This window comes from Oligoflexia bacterium (assembly GCA_035326705.1).
GTDB lineage: Bacteria > Bdellovibrionota_G > JALEGL01 > JALEGL01 > JALEGL01 > JALEGL01.
In genome coordinates, this window is record DAOLES010000001.1 from 424114 (window position 1) to 446981 (window position 22868).

At 35.9% G+C, this 22868-nt stretch carries 20 protein-coding genes and 2 tRNA genes; all 22 read right to left on the minus strand.

Features of this window, described 5'->3' with window-relative positions; genetic code table 11:
* Positions 1–23: 23 nt before the first annotated feature.
* A tRNA-Pro gene (locus PKC21_02000) sits at positions 24–100 on the minus strand.
* Positions 101–152: 52 nt separating this feature from the next.
* Positions 153–1304 (minus strand): cysteine desulfurase family protein, encoded by a 1152-nt coding sequence (locus tag PKC21_02005; protein HMR24104.1) that lies wholly within the window; start codon positions 1302–1304, stop codon positions 153–155.
* A complete protein-coding gene (locus PKC21_02010; GenBank protein ID HMR24105.1) occupies positions 1304–1744 on the minus strand; it encodes a MerR family transcriptional regulator in 441 nt (146 codons plus the stop codon). The genes PKC21_02005 and PKC21_02010 overlap by 1 nt, the downstream gene beginning before the upstream one ends.
* A gap of 53 nt (positions 1745–1797) precedes the next feature.
* The gene (gene pheT, locus PKC21_02015; protein ID HMR24106.1) at positions 1798–4179 is read right to left on the minus strand and encodes a phenylalanine--tRNA ligase subunit beta; all 2382 of its coding nucleotides are present in this window, start codon (positions 4177–4179) and stop codon (positions 1798–1800) included.
* A gap of 94 nt (positions 4180–4273) precedes the next feature.
* Positions 4274–5293 (minus strand): phenylalanine--tRNA ligase subunit alpha, encoded by a 1020-nt coding sequence (gene pheS, locus PKC21_02020; protein ID HMR24107.1) that lies wholly within the window; start codon positions 5291–5293, stop codon positions 4274–4276.
* Positions 5290–5643 (minus strand): 50S ribosomal protein L20, encoded by a 354-nt coding sequence (rplT, locus tag PKC21_02025; GenBank protein HMR24108.1) that lies wholly within the window; start codon positions 5641–5643, stop codon positions 5290–5292. The genes pheS and rplT overlap by 4 nt, the downstream gene beginning before the upstream one ends.
* A 60-nt stretch (positions 5644–5703) precedes the next feature.
* Positions 5704–5901: a 50S ribosomal protein L35 gene (gene rpmI / locus PKC21_02030; protein ID HMR24109.1), complete on the minus strand. Its 198-nt coding sequence runs from the start codon at positions 5899–5901 to the stop codon at positions 5704–5706.
* A gap of 92 nt (positions 5902–5993) precedes the next feature.
* A complete protein-coding gene (gene infC, locus PKC21_02035; protein HMR24110.1) occupies positions 5994–6539 on the minus strand; it encodes a translation initiation factor IF-3 in 546 nt (181 codons plus the stop codon).
* Positions 6517–8430 (minus strand): threonine--tRNA ligase, encoded by a 1914-nt coding sequence (gene thrS, locus PKC21_02040; GenBank protein HMR24111.1) that lies wholly within the window; start codon positions 8428–8430, stop codon positions 6517–6519. Before thrS ends, infC begins: the two co-directional genes overlap by 23 nt.
* 45 nt (positions 8431–8475) lie before the next feature.
* A tRNA-Val gene (locus PKC21_02045) sits at positions 8476–8550 on the minus strand.
* 46 nt (positions 8551–8596) lie between these two features.
* Positions 8597–9133, minus strand: coding sequence for an OmpH family outer membrane protein (locus PKC21_02050; protein ID HMR24112.1), 537 nt, complete (start codon positions 9131–9133; stop codon positions 8597–8599).
* A gap of 8 nt (positions 9134–9141) precedes the next feature.
* Positions 9142–11478: an outer membrane protein assembly factor BamA gene (gene bamA, locus PKC21_02055; GenBank protein ID HMR24113.1), complete on the minus strand. Its 2337-nt coding sequence runs from the start codon at positions 11476–11478 to the stop codon at positions 9142–9144.
* 19 nt (positions 11479–11497) lie between these two features.
* Positions 11498–12199, minus strand: a complete 702-nt coding sequence (locus tag PKC21_02060; GenBank protein HMR24114.1) for an ABC transporter ATP-binding protein — start codon at positions 12197–12199, stop codon at positions 11498–11500.
* Positions 12189–13430, minus strand: coding sequence for an ABC transporter permease (locus PKC21_02065; GenBank protein HMR24115.1), 1242 nt, complete (start codon positions 13428–13430; stop codon positions 12189–12191). The genes PKC21_02060 and PKC21_02065 overlap by 11 nt, the downstream gene beginning before the upstream one ends.
* Before the next feature lie 13 nt (positions 13431–13443).
* Entirely contained in the window at positions 13444–14961 is a 1518-nt protein-coding gene (gene lysS / locus PKC21_02070; protein HMR24116.1) for a lysine--tRNA ligase, read from the minus strand.
* A gap of 563 nt (positions 14962–15524) precedes the next feature.
* Entirely contained in the window at positions 15525–16601 is a 1077-nt protein-coding gene (gene prfB / locus PKC21_02075; GenBank protein ID HMR24117.1) for a peptide chain release factor 2, read from the minus strand.
* A 62-nt stretch (positions 16602–16663) separates the two neighbouring features.
* On the minus strand, positions 16664–17047 hold the full coding sequence (locus tag PKC21_02080) for a hypothetical protein (protein HMR24118.1): 384 nt from the start codon (positions 17045–17047) through the stop codon (positions 16664–16666).
* Positions 17048–17290: 243 nt separating this feature from the next.
* Positions 17291–17782, minus strand: coding sequence for a hypothetical protein (locus tag PKC21_02085; protein HMR24119.1), 492 nt, complete (start codon positions 17780–17782; stop codon positions 17291–17293).
* Positions 17783–17854: 72 nt separating this feature from the next.
* A complete protein-coding gene (gene recJ / locus PKC21_02090) occupies positions 17855–19555 on the minus strand; it encodes a single-stranded-DNA-specific exonuclease RecJ (protein HMR24120.1) in 1701 nt (566 codons plus the stop codon).
* 7 nt (positions 19556–19562) lie between these two features.
* On the minus strand, positions 19563–20732 hold the full coding sequence (gene secF / locus PKC21_02095) for a protein translocase subunit SecF (protein ID HMR24121.1): 1170 nt from the start codon (positions 20730–20732) through the stop codon (positions 19563–19565).
* Entirely contained in the window at positions 20729–22438 is a 1710-nt protein-coding gene (gene secD, locus PKC21_02100; protein HMR24122.1) for a protein translocase subunit SecD, read from the minus strand. Before secD ends, secF begins: the two co-directional genes overlap by 4 nt.
* Positions 22435–22782, minus strand: coding sequence for a preprotein translocase subunit YajC (gene yajC / locus PKC21_02105; GenBank protein HMR24123.1), 348 nt, complete (start codon positions 22780–22782; stop codon positions 22435–22437). Before yajC ends, secD begins: the two co-directional genes overlap by 4 nt.
* Between the last annotated feature and the right edge of the window lie 86 nt (positions 22783–22868).

A 22868-nucleotide genomic window follows, 5' to 3' on the forward strand; every position in this document is an offset into this window, starting at 1 on the left:
ATTTTAGATAGTTATCGGAGAAATGGTCGGGACGACTGGATTTGAACCAGCGACCCCATGCACCCCATGCATGTGCGCTACCAGGCTGCGCTACGTCCCGAACAATACGTGCTTAGCTATATGAGTTCCTATTTTAAGTCAATATACAGCTTTTAAACACTTGTTTTTTCACGCATCTTTTTTACTGCATAAGCTATATCTTCAACCGCTGTTTCCATATGTTCTTTGCTGTTGTGCAAGCCCAAACCTATACGAATACTAGACATGGCCCTATTTTCTGCCATTTTAATGGCTGTTAACACATGTGAAGGCATCTTGCTTTTTGCACTACAGGTAGAGCCAGATGAAACTGCAATTTTGCGTAAATGTGGAACCAAATCCTGACTCAAACCATCAAAGTTTAAGTGAATATTATGAGGCAAACTGTGCTCAAGCTTACCAGTCATATTCCATCCATCTAAGGCTGAAGGAAGTTGATCTAAAAAATATTGTTTTAAATCTAAAAAATGCTTTTGTCTTTCTTGTGCGTGGTCAAAACATTCCGCCAAAGCTATACATAGTCCAACCGCTAAAGCCGTAGGATGTGTTCCAGGTTTTAGGCTATTGCCCTCACCCCCACCATACATAATAGGTTTTAAAGGCAGGCGTTTGGATGATGTCTCATTAATAACAAGCCCTCCTATTCCTTTTGGACCATATATTTTATGCCCAGAAAAAGACAACATGTCCACTTCCTTATATGCTTTAAAAGACGGCTGAACACATAATGATTGAGAAATATCCATATGAACCCATGCTCCGTATTGCTTGGCTAAAGCAATACAGGCTTGCTCATCCTGTATAACCCCTATTTCATTGTTACCATGGATAAAGCTGACTAGGGCCGTATTTTGCTGCTTTAAGGTCTCTCTTAATTGATCTAAGTCAATTCTTCCAAAAGCATCAACGTTCAGATAAATAACAGTTACTCCCTGCTTTTGCATAAAGTCCAATACATTCAGCGTTGCTTTATGCTCAATTTTGCTGGTAATAATCTGCTTATTGTATGTTATACAATGCTCCAGTAACCCTAAATGAGCAATATTAATGGACTCTGTTGCGCCAGATGTATAAAACAATTTTAATTTTGATAAGCCGGTTTTTTGTAAACTATTTTGCTCAATCGCTTCAAATGCTATCTGTGAGTTTTTTCCTAAGGCATGAATAGAGCCAATATTGGCAAAATTCCGTCTATGAAAACTGTTCATCTGCTCTATCACAACTTCTAAACAGGGGGTTGTGGCGTGGTGATCAAGATAAATCATTACTTGAATAACTTTAATTCATCTAAAATTGCATTGAGCTCACGTTTTATGGCCAATATGCCAGAATTGGGCTTTTTTATTGTAGTGTCATTTATGTTTTTGTTATTTTTATTTGCTAAAACTTTATCTTTGGGCACATCATAGACCAAGCTAAGCTGATTCTGACGCTGCTTTTTTTTAATCTCTTTAATTTTCTTTTTTGCACCCGCAATTGTAAATTTATCATCGTACAAGAGCTTTTTTACCAATAAAATCTCATTGATATCTTTACGCTGATAAAGTCGCTGTTTGTGGTTGGTTTTATTAAGTTTAAAATTAAACTCATTTTCCCAATACCTTAAAACATAAGGTTCTAATTGCGTAATTTCTGCGACCTCACCAATTTTAAAAAAAATTTTATTGGGTATGGTTTGTCCTATTTTAACTCTAAACTCTTCCAAAGCACACCAATTTTAAGCTTAAAAATGATCGACTGTCAACAGTGTAAATAATTCTATTGTCTCACTTCTAAATTGTATTGTTTATCAATTGTTTTTAATAATTTATCGCATTGTTTATCGATATCTTTATCTTGTAAAGTTTCTTCGTTAGATTGAAACTTTAATTTAATAGCAATGCTTTTTTTATTTTTGCCCAACTTCTTAGATTCAAATAGATCAAACAGTTGTACATCAACACAGTTTTTTATTTTTTGTTTGACAACAAAATCAATAAACTCTCCAGCTGCAAGGCTGTTATCAACAACAAAACTAAAATCTCTGGTTATGCTTGGGTAAGTTGAAAAGCTTTTGAACTTTTTTCTTCTTACTAGCATGTTTTCTATGGCTTGAGTCTCTATTTCCAAAACATAACATCTGGGTACATCATAGCGTCTACAAACTGAAGGGTGAACCTCACCCATAAATCCTATGGTTTTGTTTTGAAATTGAATCAAGGCAGACTTCCCAGGATGCAAAAACTCAATGTCTTGTGTCTCTTGCCACATTAACTGTCCCAAAGCATACTGTTCAAAAACTGTTTCTAAATCACCTTTTAAGGTAAAAAAATCTAAATCTTCTTGTTCACTGGCATACCATTTTTTTTCATCTGCTTTACCACTGATAAGCATAGCCAAACATTTTTTTTCACTTGCAGGTGAGTCCGTATTATCTAATGATGGATGTTTTCCATAAGTTTTAGATATCTCAAAAATTTTAAGGCCTTTATGTTGTTGGCTGTAATTAAAGTTTAAGTTGTTGAGTAATCCTGGAATAAGACTATTTCGCATCCACTCCGTTTTTTCATTTAAAGCATTTTTCAAGGCAATTGCTTCTTTATGCCAAAATAAATTTAACTTTGAATCTTCTTTTGAAAAAAAACTGTAGTTTTTAACTTCATGGTAAGAAGAACACTTTAAAACCGACTTTATTTTATTATTATTTGTAAATTCATCTTGTATTGAAGTAGATGTATTCAATCTTGGGATTGTGCCTTTAAAATTATCATAGCCGTAAATTCTTGCCACTTCCTCAACAAGATCAATTTCTCTAGTGATATCATGTCTGTAGGTTGGAACTTCAACCCTAAGATCATCCCCATATTTTTGTACAGACATACCTAGCCGTGAAAGACACTCACCTGCTTCTGGCAAGTCTGTTCCTAAAACTCTACTGATGGTATGTTGCTTTAAAATATAGTCTTGCTCTTTATGTTGTTCACTCTCATACCATGTTGTAGACGCTTGATGTCCACCACATGTTTTAATTATAAGCTTTGCCGCTTTCAGTGCACTGGGCCATACGGCTTTGGGATCAACATGACGCTCAAATCGATAAGAACTTTCGGTTGAAAGTTTTAATCTTTTGGCTGTTTGTCTGATTAAGCCCGCATCAAAACTAGCTGCTTCTAATAAAATATTTTTGCTTTCAAGTGTAACTTTTGCTCTTGCGCCACCAATGACTCCAGCAATGGCTATGGGTCCCTCTTCATCTGCAATAATTAAATCTTGTTCATTCAAACTACGTTCAATATCATCTAGACAAAGTAGTTTTTCACCTGATTGCGCAAAACGAACAAATATTTTCCCAACCAGTTTATCTCGATCAAAACCATGCATGGGTTGTCCCGTTTCAAACATGCAATAATTGCCAATGTCAACAACAGCATTGATTGATCTTTGGCCAACGGTTTCTAAACGATTGATAATTTTTTGCTCACTTGTTTTACATTCTATGCCATTAATTTCTACCAAAGTGTAGCAATCAACATGTTGTTTTTCTACAATCTCAATTTGCACTGAACTGTCATCTGTTCCTGTACCATAGTCTAAGCTTTTACTTTTACCATTGAGTGCCGCAGCTACTTCTCTTGCAACCCCAATTATACTCAAACAATCACCTCTGTTTGGTGTTAACTCTAATTCAAATAAAGTATCATCTAAACCCAATTGTTTTGCAGCTAATTCCCCTAAGTTTACTTTATCTGAAAAAACTATAATTCCATCTTCATCGTCTTTGGCTAGACCAAGCTCCTCTTTAGAACACAACATACCAAATGACTCTTCGCCTCTAATTTTTGATGCTTTGATTTTTAAGCCATTGGGTAAATCAGCCCCAACTTTGGCTAAAGCCACATGATCACCTTTATTAAAATTTTTAGCTCCACAAACAATTTTATAATTTTCTTTTCCATCTGTAACGTCACATAAACGTAACTTATCCGCATTAGGATGTGGAACAAAATCCTTCACTTTTGCAACTACAACATGTTCTAAACCTTTTCCTAGAGGCTGGACTTTATCAACTTCGATACCAACCCTTAACAAAGATTCTTCTACGGTTTTAGCGTCAACTTTATCTATCAAATATTCGTTTAACCAACTTAATAAAACTTTCATAAAGCCTTAATCTTTCTTACTAAAAAAATTATATGTTTTACTCTAGAAAACAAAATAAAAACTTTTTATCTATAAAATTGTTTGTCCTTAAACCTTATCCAAACTGGCCAATAAACCGAGTGTCATTTTCATAAAACCCGCGAATATCATCGATACCATATAAAAGCATGGCTATACGCTCTACACCTAAACCAAAAGCAAAACCTGATATTTTTTCAGGATTGTACGATGACTCTTCACTTGACTCTTGGCGTAATTTTATGACAGCATTAAATACATTAGGATCAACCATGCCGCAGCCTAAAATTTCCATCCAGCCATTTTTTCCCATAATATCAACTTCTGCGCTTGGCTCAGTAAATGGAAAAAAGCTAGGCCTAAATCTTGTTTTAACAGAGCTTCCAAAAATCATTTTAATAAATGTTTCTAAAGTTCCCTTCAAGTCGCCAAAATGAATATCTGTGTCCACACAAAGTCCTTCAACTTGATGAAAGACAGGAGAATGGGTTGAGTCCGCGTCGTTTCTATATACACGGCCGGGAACAATAATACGCAGTGGCGGCTCGCTTTTTCGCATACATCGCACCTGGACAGGCGAAGTATGTGTTCTTAATACTGTTTTCTGATCAACAAAAAATGTATCTTGCATATCACGAGCTGGATGGTTTATAGGAAAGTTAAGTGCCTCAAAATTATAATAATCTGATTCTATTTCTGGCCCAGTAGCAACCGTAAATCCCAAAGATTTTAAGGCATCAATTATTTCGTTCTCAACTATTGTTAATGGGTGCAATGACCCAGGAGGCATTTTTTTTCCTGGTAAAGTGATATCAATTTTTTCAGACGCAAGCTTTACTGTTTCCAGCTTATTTTCTAATTCAACTTTTTTATCCTGAAATTTTTCTTCAAGACTACTCTTAATAGCGTTGACTTCTTTGCCAAAAACTTTTTTCTCATCATTACTCAGCTTGGATATATCTTTAAGAAAGTCTTTGAGTAGGCCCTGTTTACCCAAATAATGAGCCTTTTTATTATTCAGTTGAGCAAGATCCTTAAGTTTTGCAAGGTCTTGCTCAGCTTGTTTATAAATGGTTTTTAATTTATCTAAACTCACGCAGCTTTTTTAACAGTATTTACAATATCTTCAAAACCTTTTGGGTCTTTTACTGCAATATCTGCCAAAACTTTGCGGTTCAATTCTACGCCAGATTTTTTTAGTAAGTTCATGAAACTACTGTAGCTTAAGTCAAAGTTTCTTGTGGCAGCATTGATTCTTTGAATCCAAAGTCTTCTAAAATCACGCTTTCTATTTTTTCTACCGGTGTATGCATTATCTAAAGCACGTTCAACAGCAATTGCTGCTAAAGAATAACAGTTCTTACGTCTTCCTCTAAAGCCTTCAGCTCTATCCATAAGCTTTTTACGTCTTCTGTTGGCCTTAAATCCTCTTTTTACTCTAGGCATCTCTCTATCCCTCTTTCAATATACAAAATCTATTATATCGTATTATTTTGCTGTATAACCTTAACCATACGGAAGCATTTTTAATACTCTTGCTTCATCCACAGCAGCTATATACATGCGCTTTCTTAACTGTCTTTTGCGCTTTGGGTCCTTAGAAGTTAAAATGTGTCTTAAATTGGCTTTTTTAGCCTTAATTTTGCCACTCTTCGTAATTTTTAAACGTTTCGCCGCGCCTCTTCTGCTTTTCATTTTAGGCATTTTGCTTTTCTCCTTCGTTTGGGCCCTTACCCATAAACATCCGTATAGACCGCACTCAATAAACTATTTTTAAGCGCAAATCAATCTTTTATTTACTTTTTTGGTCCTAAAACCATGGTCATATTGCGTCCTTCAAGTTTAGGTGCTTGATCAATGGTGCAACGATCTTCAAGCTCTTGACTGATCTTGTTTAACATATTTAATCCTAAATCAGAGTGAACAACTTCCCTACCTCTAAAACGGATGGTGACCTTGACTTTATTGCCTTCAGTAATGAATCTAGCAATATGTTTAAGCTTAAAGTTAAAGTCGTGTTGATCGGTTGAAGGTCGCATTTTAATTTCTTTGACCTGAATAACACTTTGATTTTTCTTAGCTTCCTGGCTTTTTTTCTTTTGCTGGTACTTAAATTTACCATAATCCATGATTTTACAGACAGGAGGTCTAGCTGTTGGAGAAATTTCAATCAAGTCCAGTTGTTTGTCTTGAGCAATTCTCAGTGCTTCTTGCGTATCTAAAATCCCTAATTGATCGCCATCCGGGCCGATAACACGCACTTTTGGCACTCGGATCATTCTATTGACCCGTTGTTTAAATTCAGTTTTCTTCACGTAGCTATTTCTCCTCCATGTTTTCATGTAAAAATGCAACCAATGCATCTAAACTGTATGTTTTCATATCTTTTTGGCCTCTTGCCCGTAAAGATACGGTTTTATCTTTAAGCTCTTGATCACCAATTACAAGAGCAAAAGGAACCTTTTCTATTTGTGCTTCTCTAATTTTATAGCCCAACTTTTCACTTCTATCATCTAACTCTACCCTAAATCCTTTAGACGCAAGCTCTGTTTTTAAAGTTTTTGCATAGTTATGATGATCTTGAGTAATCGGTAAAAGCTTTAGCTGCACAGGTGCCAACCAAAACGGAAAAACACCGGCATAATGCTCAATCAAACAGCCTAAAAAGCGTTCAATAGAACCAAACAATGCTCTATGAATCATAATGGGTGCTTTTTTCTGACCATCGTCATCGACAAACTGCAAATTAAACCGCATGGGCAAATTAAAGTCTGCCTGGATCGTGGCACATTGCCAAGATCTACCAATGGAGTCTTTAATTTTAATATCAATTTTTGGCCCATAAAAAACCCCTTCGCCTGGGTCTTCATTGTAAGATAAACCAGATTTTTCTAAAGCACCCTGTAAAGCTTCTGTTGCCAGAGCCCAATCTTCATCTGTACCTACGGATTTTTCTGGTCGAGTTGAGAGATAAATCTCATATTCATGAAAACCAAAACGGGCAAACATTTTTTGCACAAACTGCAAAACTTTAAAAATTTCTTCATTCAACTGCTTGGGCGCTACAAATAAATGGGCATCGTCTTGAGTAAATCCTCGCACACGCAATAAACCATGCAATACCCCTGACCGCTCATATCTATAGACTGTGCCAAGCTCAGCTATCCGAACAGGTAAGTCTCTGTAACTCTTTAACTTTGACTTAAAAATTTGCACATGAAAAGGACAATTCATGGGCTTGACCAGGTAGCCTTGATCATCCACATCCATACCGGAGAACATATTTTCTTGATAAAACTCAGTATGACCAGAAGTTTCCCAAAGCTTGGACTTGGCAATGTGAGGTGTATAAGCAAAATCGTAGCCATTTTGTAAATGTTGTTGTTTCCAAAACTCTTCTACCAAATGTCTGAGTAAAGCTCCTTTTGGGTGCCATAAAATTAAACCAGGCCCTACTTCATCGGACACACTGAATAAATCCAACTCTTTGCCCAATTTGCGATGATCTCTTCGTTTGGCCTCTTCAATCAAAGTTAAATAGTCTTTAAGTTCTGCTTTGCTAGAAAATGCAGTACCATAAATTCTTTGCAAAACTTCATTGTTTTCATCACCTTTAAAATAAGATGCTGATGCGTCTAAAATTTTTACTGCTCCAATTTGTCCAGCATGTTGCACATGCGGACCTCTGCATAAATCAACAAAACCACCATGACTAAATATAGAGATATCTTCACCTTCAGGAATATCTGCCAAACGCTCTAGCTTAAGCAACTCACCTTTTTCTTTAAAAATTGTTTTTGCTTCTTCTCTAGTCACAACCTGCCGTGAAAAAACATGTTTTTGTTCAATGCTTTTTTGCATGGCTTTTTCAATTTTTTCCAAATCCTCTTCAGTAAACGGCTGGTCTACTTTAAAATCATACTGAAATTTTTCACTGTGATCTGTTCTACCTACGTCTACCTGTGCATTGGGCCAAATTTCTTTTACCACTTGCGCCATAATGTGCTCAGCTGAGTGTTTAATCACTTCTTGGCCTTGAGGATCTTTACTTGTAATAATAGAAAATGTACCGTCCTCCAATAGAGGGGTTCTTAAATCAACAAGCTTGCCGTTGTATTTAATGGCTAGGGCCGCTTTTGCTAAGCCTGCACCAATCATCTGTGCAACATCAAGACCACAGCTTCCTGATTCTACTTGTTTTATATCTCCATTGGGTAAGGTTAAATTAATCAAGATCTTCTCTTCATTGTTATTGGGTTATTGAATTATTGTATGCAATGGTAGGCACGGGCAGGATTGAACTGCCGACCTCTACCGTGTCAGGGTAGCGCTCTCCCACTGAGCTACGTGCCTTTATCATATTGTAAAAATTGAATTGAAATATATCATCTAAAAAGTCTTATTTTTTATGCACTTTGTTGTACTCTTTAATCACCAAATCAGTAATATTCATAGAAGGCTTAACATAATGAACACCACCTTCAAGTTCCTCTAAAATTAAATCATAAGAGCCTGTAGTAGCAATTTTTTTAATCACTTCTTGAATTTTTTTACCTATGTCTGCTCTAAACTCTAATTCTTGTTTTTCAACTTGTGCACGCTTTTTTTGATATTCGGTAAATTCACCTTGCATATTTTTTTGTGCATTGATGATTGCATTTTGTTTTTGTTCAAGAACCTTTTTATCCCATGCCAAACGCATTTTACCAAACTCTTCTTGCTTAGCAATCATATCACTCTCTAAATCTTTTAAGTTTTTTTCAAGACCAGAAAGCTCATTCATGGCCGTTTCCATTTTAGCACGCGCTTTTTTACCTTCTTCAATGGTATCAACAACCTTTTGAGCACTGTATACAGCTATCTTTGCCCAAGCCGTAGAACTCACACAAAGGGTTAGAACCAAAACACTTAAAAATTGATTTACTTTTTTCATCATATCCCCTCTTAAAACAACGAACCAATGGTAAAGTCAAATACTACGTTGTTTTCGTCTTCTTTTTTATCCAATGGGTAACCCCATTCAAAACGTAAAGGCCCAATGGGCGAAAACCATCTAACCCCAAAACCTACGCTTTGCCTTTGTCCGGCAAAAGTAAACATACTTTCCCCATTGTCAAATGCGTTACCCATATCAAAGAACATAACCCCCCTGATATTGGCGGCTTTAACAATTGGAAACAGATACTCAGCATTAAAAATAACCTGTTTATTACCCCCAATAACAAAATCTGAAGTCTGTAAGTTGGAAGGGTCGTTGCTGGAGGCCACTTGAATTTTTGGCCCCAAAGATCGGATACGAAAACCTCTCAAGCTTAAAATACCTCCAGGGAAATATCGCTCAAACAAAGGGACTCTCTGGTCACTATTTAAAGGTGCCACATAACCAGTTTCAAAATGCAATGCAAAAACTGAATCTTTTATGACCGGAATTTTACTCTTTCTAAACGCGGGAAAAAACCAACGCCCATCAAACTCACTTTTTGAAAATGCATTTTCTCCACCAAAAGGTCCTCCTGCTAACTCTTGCGAAAGTTTTAAGTAAGAGCCTGCATCAGGTTCAAAAACTTTATTACGGGTATCTCTCACTAAAGCAGTGGTAACGCTTGATGTTAGCCCACCAGTAAAGACATTTTCAACCGTTGGCCTTAAATCAGATAAGATTTGATCTACCAATGAATAAGTCAAACCTATTCTAATACGCTCTAAGCCTTTTTGATAAAGTAAATAATCAAACCCTAATGAACCCCCTCTTGAGGTTAAGTCAAAATCAAAATATTGCCGCTCAATATTAAATGCGCTTAGATTCATTCCCCAATTACTATCTAAAAAGTAGGGATCACTGTACGTTAGGTTAAAGGCCTGTGTCCTACCACCAATTCTTGCGTTTAAATTTAAATCCACGCCATAACCAAAAAGATTACGTTTTTGTACCGTGCCTAACAACTGAAAAGAATCTAAAGTATTAAAACCAGCACCAATATTAAAACTGCCCGTTTCTTTTTCTTTAACTTCAAATATTAAGTCAATTGAATTGTCTTGATCCGCTTTGGGTGTTTTAAGGCGCACCTCTTCAAATAAAGCTAAACGCTCAATATTGGCTTTTGAGTTACGAATTTTTTCAATGTCGTATATATCACCCTCATGAATTTCGATTTCTCGCCTTAACACTTTATCCCTGGTGCTTTGGTTACCTACAAACTGAATGCGATTAATTTTTATTTTTGGACCTGGCTGCATAACATAGATAATGCTAACCACTTTATTGCTTTCATCTCTCTGGTCTTGAGGAATCACGTTAACATAGGCATAACCTTTTTTTGCATAGACATCTGATAAACTGGCTATGTCACGTTGTAATGTTAGCGTATCAAAAACTTCTCCTGATTTAAGTTTAACTTTTTCTAATAATTTTTCTTTGGGCTCTAAGAGTTCGCCATCTATATCAATATTACCAACAGTGTATTGTTCACCTTCTTCAATATTAAAAAAGATATGAATTTCACTTTTATCAGATGTAATTTTAATCAAAGGCTCAAGTATTTTTGCATTGATATAGCCTTTATTTCCATAACGACTTTTAATAATTTGCTTATCTTGCTCTAACATATCTTTTTGATATGTTCCGGAAGTTGAAATGAAACTTAAAAAATTCTTTTCTTTGGTAAACAAAAAACTCTTCAATTCTTTTTCACTAAAAATGGTATTGCCAATAAAACTGATACGCGTAACTTTAACTTTTTTACTTTCGTCAATTCGAATCGTCAAGACACTGCCTTGCTTATCATTTTCCAATTTTTCTATACTGTAATCCAAGTCAGCTAAGTAATAGCCTTTACTGGTATAATGATCTCTAATATTATCTAAAGAGCGTTGCAAGTCCTCTTCATTTAAAAAACTATAAGCTTTTATCTCTAACTTTTCTCTTAAAGTATCTTCTTTTTCGTTGGTGTTGCCTAAAAATTTTATTTTATCAATAAAAGGTTTTTCTTGAAGGGTGTAAAGAAGATCTCCTTGTTCATTGATTGAAACTTCAATTTTAGAAAAAAAACCTAAGGCATTAATATTTTCAATGTCTGCTTTTACTTTTTGCCTATCCAGTGAATCTCCTTTTTGGTGACTGACTACGGCTAAAACTGCATCTTTTTCAACCCGCTTATTACCTATTACGTTAATACTGCGGATGCTTTGAGCATGCACTTGATCAACAGTAAATATAAAAAAAACCAACCCAAATACAATGGGAAAAAGCTTAGAAAAAACTATGTTAAAATACTTTTGCATAATTTTACAACAATCACTATTAATCCATATTTTCCGGGATCAAACAGCCATTGCTCAACCTTAATACACGATCTGCTGACTTAGCCAAGTTTCTATTATGAGTTACAACAACTAATGCACAATGATGTTGCTTGACATGCTCAAACAGCAATTGCCCTACACTGGCCCCCGTTTCTTCATCCAAATTACCAGTAGGCTCATCGGCAAGAACAATTTTGGGCTGCGTGACCAAGGCTCTTGCTATAGCAGTCCTCTGCTGTTCTCCCCCAGACATAGCAGAAGGCTTATGATCTTTGCGGTCTAACAAGTGAACCTCTTTTAATGCGGCTTCTGCTTTTTTAAGCGCTTTCTGAACATCCATCTTCTGCATTAACAAAGGAATTGCTACATTTTCAGTGGCTGTAAAATCTGGCAACAAGTGATGAAATTGAAAAACAAAGCCAATGTTCTTATTTCTAAAAGATGATAATTCACGATCTTTTTTAGTAAAAATAGCTTCATTGCCAATTAAAACCTGTCCGGAATTAGGTTTCAATAATGTTCCTAAAATTTGTAAAAATGTAGATTTCCCACAACCTGAGTGTCCAACAATTGCAGCGGACTGACCACTGTTGATTTCAAAATTAAGATTTTTTAAAACATCTACAGTTTCATGATTGTTTTTAGTATACGCTTTGGCAATGTTTTCTGCCTTAATGGAAAGGTTTGAACTATATGTCATGACGAATTCCTTCTGAAGGCTCTAATTGCGAAGCTTTAAAGGCCGGATATAAAGTAGATAAAAAGCTAATACTCAGCGCACATAGTCCTACCCAGGTCCACTCTAATGCGTCAATTCTTATGGGTAAGTGATCTACTTGGTAAACATTGGCGTTGAGTGGAAAAGGAAAGTGATGTTCCAACATATAACAACCAAAAACTCCTAAAGCTAAGCCCAATAAAGTTCCAAGCGCACCTAAAACAAAACCACAAAACATAAATATTTTTGCAATACTTTTGCGTGTTGCTCCTAAGGTTTTTAAAATAGAGATTTCACGTGACTTGGTTAAAACCAACAAGGTTAAGGTGCTAATAATATTAAATGACGCCACCAATACAATCATAACAACCACAATAAAAAATACTGTTTTTTCTAGTTTAAAAGCATTAAACAAGTCTTTGTTTAACTCCATCCAATGCCTAACATAAAACGACGATCCTAAGTTTTTATACAACTCTACGGCAACAGGTTTGGCATTTTTTTCATAGTCCTTCACCATTACTTGTATACCGGCTACGGCATTTTCAACGCCTAGAAAACTTTGAGCATCTTCTAATAATACGTAAGCACTCTTGGTATCAAATTCAAAAAGTCCACTTTTAAAGGTTCCAACAACTTCGAATTTTCTCAACTTGGGTCCAAACCCAAAAGGACTTAGCTCGCCTTCTGGAGATACAATACTAATTGTAGATCCAACACTAACAAAAAGTTGGTTTTCTGCAATATCATTGCCCAAAATAATGCCTGGCAAACCAGATGTAGTTTTAAGGTCTTCAAGCTTACCTCTATTCATGTCATCATTGAGTGAAGTAACGTTTTTGACACGATCAGGATTAACCCCATAAATTACTCCCCCAGAAGACCGCCCAGTTTCAGAAACCATTAATACTTCGCCATAAACAAATGGGTTGGCTCCGGTTACTCCTGAGGTTGCCATTATATCTTCATAGACTGGCTCATAATTATAAATATTGCCTTCATGATTAAATACAATCAAAGGGGCATTATTACCTAAAATTCGTTTACGAAAGTCTTCTTGAAAGCCAGACACAGCGGATAAAACAACGGTTAAAGCCATTACACCAACTGCAATACCCAATACAGAAATCCAACTGATTACTGATAAAAAAGTCTGTTTCTTTTTAGATAAAAGATATCTAAGACCAATAAAATATTCGTAAGAACGATTCATAATAACTACAGCCTTATACTTCAGCAAACCTCTGCTTAATAAAAGCTGTATCTAAAATAGATAAGAAAAAGCCTGCTCTTGGACCTTTATCTTTACCCAAAATAGATGCATAAATCGCATAAAAAATATCTTTAGGGTTTAAGTCCAATTCATTTTTAATGGCATAAATAAGCTCATGAATATCTTGAGCCGACATCTTCTCTTCTAACCTATCTCCTATCAGCTTCAAGGTTTGTTTTTGTTGTGCTGATAAAGTTTTGGCTAAGTCAGGCAATTGTTTTTGAACAGAGAATTTCATGTCTTCTGGTCCAAATTTTTCTAACCATTGCTTGGCATAAGTCATTCTTGAAGATAAAACTGTTTTATCAATATCTTTGTAACCAGATCGTTCAAGTGTACTGGCTACATCATTGACATCATCATGAATTTGCACCAATGAAATAAGATGTTTAAACGGTACGCCTAAACTAGGGGAACTTGAAATCTGAGCTAACTCAAAAGCTCGCTGTTGTTTATTATTGGATTCAGGGTCATCGTATTCATCCATTAGACTTAATATTGGAATGGAAGGATCTAACGATAAATGTTTATTAGGTTTAGCTTTAAACACCCAGTATTTAAGAACTTCAGGAGGAAGAACCTCTAACATATCATTGATTGAAATAACATTTCCTTTACTGGAAGACATGTCGCCCACACCTTTAAGGCCAATCCATTCATAAATGATTGGATAAGGTGCTTCATAATCAAAAATTTCTTTGGCAATAATTTTTCCGGTATCGTATGAGCCACCTCTTGAAGCATGGTCTTTACCAAAAGGCTCAACAGTAACTCCCAACATTTGCCAACGTGCTGGCCAATCAACACGCCAGGTCAACTTGCCACCGCCTTGAATATCTCTAATACCCTTATGACCACAGGCTGAACAACTGTATTCAATTTGTTTTTTTTCTAAGTCATACGATAGAACTTGGGTGGTATCCATACGACCATCTTTTTCACATATGGGCGTAAAAGGAGACCAATCATCTTCGGTATCTTTACCGGTAACCGATTTTAAAATCTTTCTGATGTCTTGAGTTTGCTCTAAAGCCTTAAGCGTATTATTTAAAAAGGCTCCCTGCTTATACAACTCATCCGCCTTGACCAATTCAATATTGATATCCAAGCTTTTTAAGGCTTGTAAAAAAGGGTGTAAAAAACGCTCAGAGTAACTTGGAAAACCGGGCTCTGGCGAAGGAATTTCCGAAAGTGCATTCCCCACATACGGGGCATAGGTTTTTTCATCTAAAAAAGGATAAACTTTGCGCAATGGGTCATAATTATCCGCAATATAGATCAACCTTACTGCCTGACCTTTGTCTTTTACTGCTCTTACAATAGCATCTGCGGTGGCCACTTCTCTAAAATTACCAACATGAATGTATCCTGATGGAGAAATCCCGGTAGCCACCACGACTTCTTTTTTTTGCTCTACAATTTCATTGGCATGTTCATCTGCCCAAAACAAAGGTTGTGTTTGTTCACTCATAGAATGGGTTTCTTAACGTTAAATACGCTATAAATCTATGTATTTTTATATATTTAGAACTTTAGTTTAAGACTTGGCTATAGAAGTGAAAAATACTCCCAACTACCTTCTGATCAACAAAAACAGTTGGTTGCGATTTACAACTTCTCAAAAAAGGTTTTTGAATTTGATTTTTAGTTAAGTTTTTTTGATCTGTGTTTGAAAAAATCCATGCTTCAGAATCTCCAACACTACAACCAACACAGTAGTTGTTAGCTAAAAAAAAGCTACCCCAGTGCACTCGCCATCATCAACATTCTCCATAATTTCACGATCAACAATTTCAAAAAAATCATAAAGCTGTGCGGGCAAATATGCTAAGTCTGTTTCTAATTTTTTTCTTTGAAAAAGTTTATAAAATATTCTGCTGCTAAAGCTCCATTGGCAGAACCACCAACACCATCTGACACAAATACACCCAGCATCTTGTTATCGTATATGTGGTAAGCCGCCCTGTCTTACCCTAAACCTTTTTGTTTTTCTCTAATCTGTACAGAAATATTTTTTTTATTAAACATCACTAATTATGCCTGTTGCAACAAGTAACTTTTAATAAATTCATCAATGTCACCATCAAGCACTGCTTGGACTTTACCAGACTCTGTATTGGTTCTATGATCTTTAATCAGCTGATACGGTTGCATGGTGTATGAACGAATTTGACTACCAAAATCAATCCCTTTTTTTTCACCTGCTAGCTCAGCCTGCTTTTTTTCTTTCTCTTGCTGTTGCTTTTCATACAAGCGGGCTTTAAGAATTTTCATGGCTTGCGCTTTGTTTTTATGTTGAGAACGCTCGTTTTGACAACTGGCCACCGTGTTGGTTGGGATATGGGTTATTCTTACGGCAGAATCCGTTGTGTTAACGTGTTGTCCGCCAGCGCCTGAAGCTCTAAAAGTATCAATGCGCAAATCTTCTTCTAATATTTCAATATCAACATCATCTTCAACTTGAGGAACAGTCGCAACTGATGCAAAAGAAGTATGCCTACGCGCATTAGAATCAAAAGGTGAAATTCTGACTAAGCGATGAATACCCTGCTCTGCCTTTAGATAGCCATAGGCATACTCACCATCAATGGTTACCGTCACATTTTTGATACCAGCTTCTTCTCCCGGCAATATATCTACAATATTAGCTTTGAAACCTTTTTTTTCTGCCCACCGCAAATACATACGTAACAGCATATCTGCCCAATCCTGAGATTCTGTTCCACCTGCTCCACTGTTAATACTTAAAATAGCCGAGCTTGCATCCATCTCACCACTAAGCATACGCTTAAACTCTAAATCGGTTACTGTTTTTTCAACTTTTTTGAATAAGCTTTGTGCTTCTGCTAACATTTGAGCATCACCATCAGCCATATCAACAAAGTCTATGGCATCTTGAATATTCTGTTGCAGCTGATCAAAGGTTCTAACGGTTGTTTCATGACGGCTGCTTTTTTGCTGAATTTTTGCAGCTTTATCGGCATCATCCCAAAAACCCTCTTCTGACATTTGTTGCGCAAGTTCTTTTAGTTCGAGTTTTAACTGATTAACTTTAAAAATCTCTGCTAAAATCTTAATTTTACTTTGCAATGCTTCTAGATCTTGCTTCATAGCCCAAGCTTATACACGATTCCACAACAATACACACGCCAGTAAAATACTGGCGTTTTTTTTTAACTAGTCCAACTGGTTTTTTCGAGTTTGTTTAATTTTTTTTCTAAACGGTTAAGCGTTTTTTCTACAGTGCTTACTTCTTTGCTTAAAGCTTTACTCAACTGCGTAGAGGCTTGTTTTAAAGAATGCTCAACTCTAGAGCCTAACAAAGCTTTACTCCTCTGAGCTCTAGCTTTTACCGCAACTTTTAAATTATTTAATTCGGTTTCTGATAGTTTTTTAACCCGTCCAACTTCATCAATAGATTGATAAACTTGTTTTTCAATATTGGTAGACAAACCATTGGTCATACTCTGGGTTAACTGAATCAAGTTAGAAAATGTATCCATTTTTTGCTGACTTTTTTTATTGTTTTTCCCCCCAGAATAACGAACACTTTGCATGACTCTATGGCTCCTTTTTTTATTTTTTTGAACAATCGGTGTTAATACCGTGATATTAATAACTTAAACGCTAACCGATTTAACGCAAAAGGGCAATCATTTCATATTTTTTTTAAATTATACACCTTGTAAAAACATTATGCTCTAAGCAACTCTCATTATTATCAGACAGCTTTATTTTCCTGAATCACAATACTATCTTCGACTCTAGAATCTTCAAACCTTCATCATCAATATGTTGCTTTAAATCATGTAAAGCTTTTTGTTTTTTTGATAAATCGTTAATTCCGCAAATAAAAGATCCATTGCAGTAATAAAGTCTATAAAAAAAGGGATTCCCCTAAGATATAAAAATGTTGAATCTGTAATTTTTAGATGTTTGTAAACACCGAGCATATCCAGAAAATACTTCCATGCTCGATTGTACTCTTTAAATTGAATCAAATAGCGCATAAAATTATATGTTAGTGATGCCAGATTAATCTGATCCGTGTCAGGTGGGGCTGTTCTATTATCTACTTCATCATTCCAAGCTTTGACTACATTTATAAATTTCTCTTCTGCATCATCAAATTTTTTCAAATATATTAAACAGACTACAGCATTAAAACAATCTATAGATTTTTTAGACCTAATAAACACTTCTTGAAATAATTTAGAGGCAACCTGATACTCTTTTGTTTCAAAGGCTTCTAAGGCTTTTTTTATTAAATCATCTTCTAAAATCAACTTCATATCTCCATAAATAACTTGATCACTCAAAACAAATTTATTTTATCATTAATATTTATGAACTTTATATCATTGCTATAAAATATCCGCGATCCGCAACTGTATATTTTCATAGCCTTGCCAAACATTAATTTCTGGGCGTGCAATAATATCAAACTCATGTTGTTGGCTAGACAAAGATTCAAACTGTTGCCAAAAATCAAAACCAATACAGTCTATGACTTGTCCCTGATTTTCTATTTTAAATTTTAAATGCTTGTTAGATAAGCAACGAACATCAATGGGTTTTACAGTAAACTTAAATAAAGGTTCTTCATGCCCCATACCAAAAGGCCCTAAGTGATTTAACGCTTCTATCAAATCTTTTTTTATAAATTCGTGTTCTAAAACTCCATCATATAACTTTTGAACAATACCTGTATTGGCTTGTTTTTTCATAAACTGCTGACAAGAACTTAAAAACATTGAAAAGTTTTGCATGGCAACACTACCTCCGCCTGCTTGCTTATGTCCTCCATATTGCAACATATGATCTTTTGCATGCTCAAACAAGTCCATCAAATTAAATCCAGAAAAGCTTCTTGCAGAACCTTTGGCAATCTCTCCATCTTCATAAAAAACTATAGCAGGCATAGCAAACTCTTGACTCAACTGTTGTGCAACCAAGCCATTAATTCCTGGATGAAAATCTTTACTACATAAAACAATGCAGCGTTCACCCAAAGATATTTGCCTACGCGCCATATCTTTAGCATTGCTTAAAATGGTCTTTTGTAAACTTTTTCTTTGTGTATTATATGTCTCAAGTTTTGTAGCCAGTTCTGTAGCTTGAATAACATCCTGAGCCAGCAATGTCTCTAGAGCAACATCAGCATAACCTAAACGCGCCGCAGCATTGATTCTGGGAGCTAGCTTGAAACCAACATCTTCACTTAACAATTTTGCCCCTGTAGAAATACCCGCGCAATTTCTCATAGCAACAATACCTGGTTTTTGACTTTTACTTAACTGTCTCAAGCCTTCTTTAACAAACAAACGATTTAAACCTTTTAATGGTGTTAAGTCTGCTATGGTTCCCAAGGCCACAATATCCAATAACTGTTTTAGATTAGGTTCATCTTTTTGATCAAAATAGTGTTTTTCGCGCAAGGCTGATCTAATACCAACACACAACATAAAAGCCACCCCAACGCCGGCCAAGTTTTGATACTCAATATTTTGCGCCAATTGCGGGTTAACAATAATACAGTCAGCGTCAACAGAATCTCCTGCTTGATGGTGGTCTGTGATAATCACATCAATACCAGCTGCTCTAAACTGTTCTATTTCCTCTTTATTAGAAGAACCACAATCACAGGTTATAACCAAATCACATGCTTCTTCTTGAGCAATTTTCAAAGCATTCAAGGACAAGCCATGCCCTTCTTTTAATCTATTTGGAACAAAAGGAACAACCTCAACATTTAAAGATCTAAAAAAATGAGTCAATAAGGCGCATGAACTAATTCCATCCGCGTCAAAATCACCATGAATTAAAAATTTTTTTTCTTTGATCACAGCCGCAGCAATTGCTTGCGCTGCTTGTTCTAAACCAACAATCCCTAAAGGGGATAACATGTGTTGTAAGTTAGGGTCTATATAAAGATCAATATTATCGTCTTTGCTCAAACGATTGGCTGCAACCCTTGCTGCCGCAAGCGGCAGGTCAGTTTTACTTAAAATGCTGTCTAAAACACTTTGATTAACTTGCCGTTCTTGCCAATGGTATTTGGCCATAAAAACCTTAACGCGTTGCTTTTCTTTTTTGAAAATATTTATAAAAATAAATTGTTAATGGTGAAGCTATAAAAATTGTTGAATAGGTTCCAACAACAACTCCAATCGTAAAAGAAAGCGCAAAATTTTCAGTAATCGGACCACCAAAATAGAGCAAAGCAATGGCTGCCAAAAATAATGTGCCAGAAGTAAGCAAGGTACGACTCAAGGTTTCATTAACACTTACATTTACAATGTCTTCAAACTTTTTACCTTTCATGGTCTGTAAGTTTTCTCTCACTCTATCATAAACCACAATGGTATCATTGATTGAAAAACCAACAATGGTCAGGACAGCCGCCACAATTGATAAATCAAACTGTAATTGAAATAATGAAAAAATACCCAATACAAACAAAGCATCATGAACCAAGGCTAAAATTGCCCCTGGAGCAAACTCCAAATCAAATCTAAACCAGATATAAATCAAAATAAGCATAATAGAGAATAGTACAGATCCAATGGCTTGGTTTCGCAACTCTCTTCCAACTTTAGCGCCTACACTTTCGATTTGCAAAACCTCTACATCATCTTTATTTGTTACTGAAGCGGCAAGGCCATCTAAAACTCGTTTTGAAGTTCCAGCAAACTGTACCATCCACTCTTGTTGATCTAAAGAGCCATAAGCTGTAACCGAAGCTACATGCAGCTCTTCAATTCCTAAATCATTGAATTGATTCTTAAGCTCTTCTGGGTCAGAAATACCGCTTCCAAAGACATAGACTCGTTCTTGACCAAATCTTAGCTTTAGATCCTTTGGGTTACCTAAAGCTTGCGAGATGGTTCCACTGTAAGTGCTGTAATCAACCTCTTCTGGTGGTATTCTGATTAAAAACTCCTGACCCCCTTGTTCTCCAAAATCTTGGACACTAGCATTGGACAAGCCCAGTGGCTCTAAAATACTTCTAATTTTTGCAGCATCCATTTCTTGATTAAAACGCACATGCATTTGCGTTCCACCTTTAAAATCAACTCCGTAATTAAGTCCTCGCGTCATCAACAAAAATGCGCACGAAATCAAAATCACAACACTAACCCATAAGGTTACTTTTGAAACTTTTACAAAAGGAACTCGGGGCCTAAGTGGAACTAAACGAAAAAAGCCTAAATTTTTTGGACTCTCTGCTGACGCGCTCATATCGATAACCTCTTGGGTTGAAATTTATTTAAAATCCATTCAAAGAACAAACGTGTAAAGGTTAAAGCCGTAAAATAGTTGGCAATTAGACCAAAGATCAATGTGATTGCAAAACCTTTGATTGGGCCACTTCCAAAATACCATAAAATAACAGCTGTAATCACTGTGGTAATGTTAGAATCTACAATAGTAATATGCGCTCTTTCATAACCTTGTGCAACTGCATCTCTAATACTTTTACCATTAAGCAGTTCTTCTCTAATTCTTTCATAAATAATAACATTTGCATCCACCGCCATACCAATGGATATCAAAATGCCTGCAATACCTGGTAAAGTCAGTGTTCCATTAATCATAGCCAAGCAAGCTAAAATAAATGTTATATTGATAATTAAAGCTGCATTGGCGGCTAAACCAGATAACTTGTAATAAATTGCCATAAAAACTACCACTAAAATTACACCCAGAACAATCGCATTAAAACCATGTTCAATAGAGTCTCTTCCTAACGAAGGTCCTACTGATCTTGTTTCTAAAATTTCGACCGGTGCGGGTAATGCTCCAGCTCTTAAAATAACGGCCAAGTCTTTAGCTTCAGCAAAGGTTTCGCTTCTAGATTTAATTGATCCAAATGTTATCCTTGGTTTGCCATCACTGATGCGACCTTGCAGAACCGGATCAGAATAAACTTTGTTATCTAAAACAATGGCCATTCTTCTACCCACATTTTTACCGCTGATTTCGTCCAGAAGTTGTGTGCCTGCCATATTGTATCTTAAATGAACTTCTGGCCAGTTATTCTCATCAAAACCTATTTGAGCATGATCCAACATTTCACCTGTAATTTTTTTATCTGTTTGAACTAAAATTGGGGTTGTAATATTACCTGCCAAACCTGAAGACTCATTATCCTTAAATAAAAGACGGCGATTATCCGGCAATCTATTGTTTAAAAAACGGTTCAACGATCTGATATCATAGCCGGGCTCAAGTGTTTCATCCGCTTCTTTAACCCACTCCTCTAAAGTTGCTTGAGAAAAACTATCGTCATCAACAATCATAAAAGACAACTGCGCAGTCTGCCCCAAAACTGACTTTGCGCGCTGGGGATCTTCTAATCCAGGCAATTGAACAACGATTCTATCACTGCCTTGAGCTTGGATAGAAGGTTCAGTCACACCAAATTCATCAATACGGTTTCTCAATGTTTCTAAAGCTTGAGAAATAGTCTGCTTTTCAATTTGTCCTTTTCTTTCAGAACTAATCTGAACTTCAAATGTACCTTCTGCAGCAGACGCATTACGAACATCTAAAACTGTCTGTCCTGGCGCGTTTATACGGCTGTAAAAAATATCTTCAAATTTATCAAAATCGCTTGGATTATTCAGTTTAATTTTAATGATTGAACTGTTAAAGTCTCTGCTTACCGATTCATAAAGAATATTTTCACGGTCTAAAAGTTCTTTTATTTCTGTGGCATAATTTTCTGCTTCATCAAGAAGAACACGGTTTACATCCACACCCAAAACCATATGAATACCACCTTGTAAATCAAGACCTAAGTTGATTTTTGATTTTGGTAAATAGGATTTATACTGTTCTAAAGTGGTTTCACTTAAAAAGCTTGGCAAAACAAAATAAATGGCCAATAAAGTTGTAAGTGCTGCAACACTTGCCTTCCATTTCCATGCACTGGACATTTTCATTGTGATTGATCTCCTTTTTTAGCAAATGCTTGTGGGGAATAGTTGGCCGCCACAGCTGATCTTAAAACTTTAATCTTAGTATTTTGCGCAATTTCTAGGCTAATAACACTTTCAGTTACACCTGTAATTTTGCCAATAATACCGTTTTGCAAAATCACTTCATCCCCTTTTTTTAGACTCTCAAGGTACTTTTTATGCTGATCTTCACGTTTTCTTTGTGGCCTAATTAAAATGAAGTAAAAAATCACAAAAACCATGAGCATAGGGAACATAGCTGAAAAAATATTACCAGAATCTGCTGCCTGTTGACCGTTAGAGGCCATTGCGTAAACATTTGAAATCATAGTCGCACTCTTACCTTAGGCTTGAAGTAGGGTCAATTTTTCTTTAAGATCTTTTGCTATACATGTCATTTTTCAGCGCTAAGCCT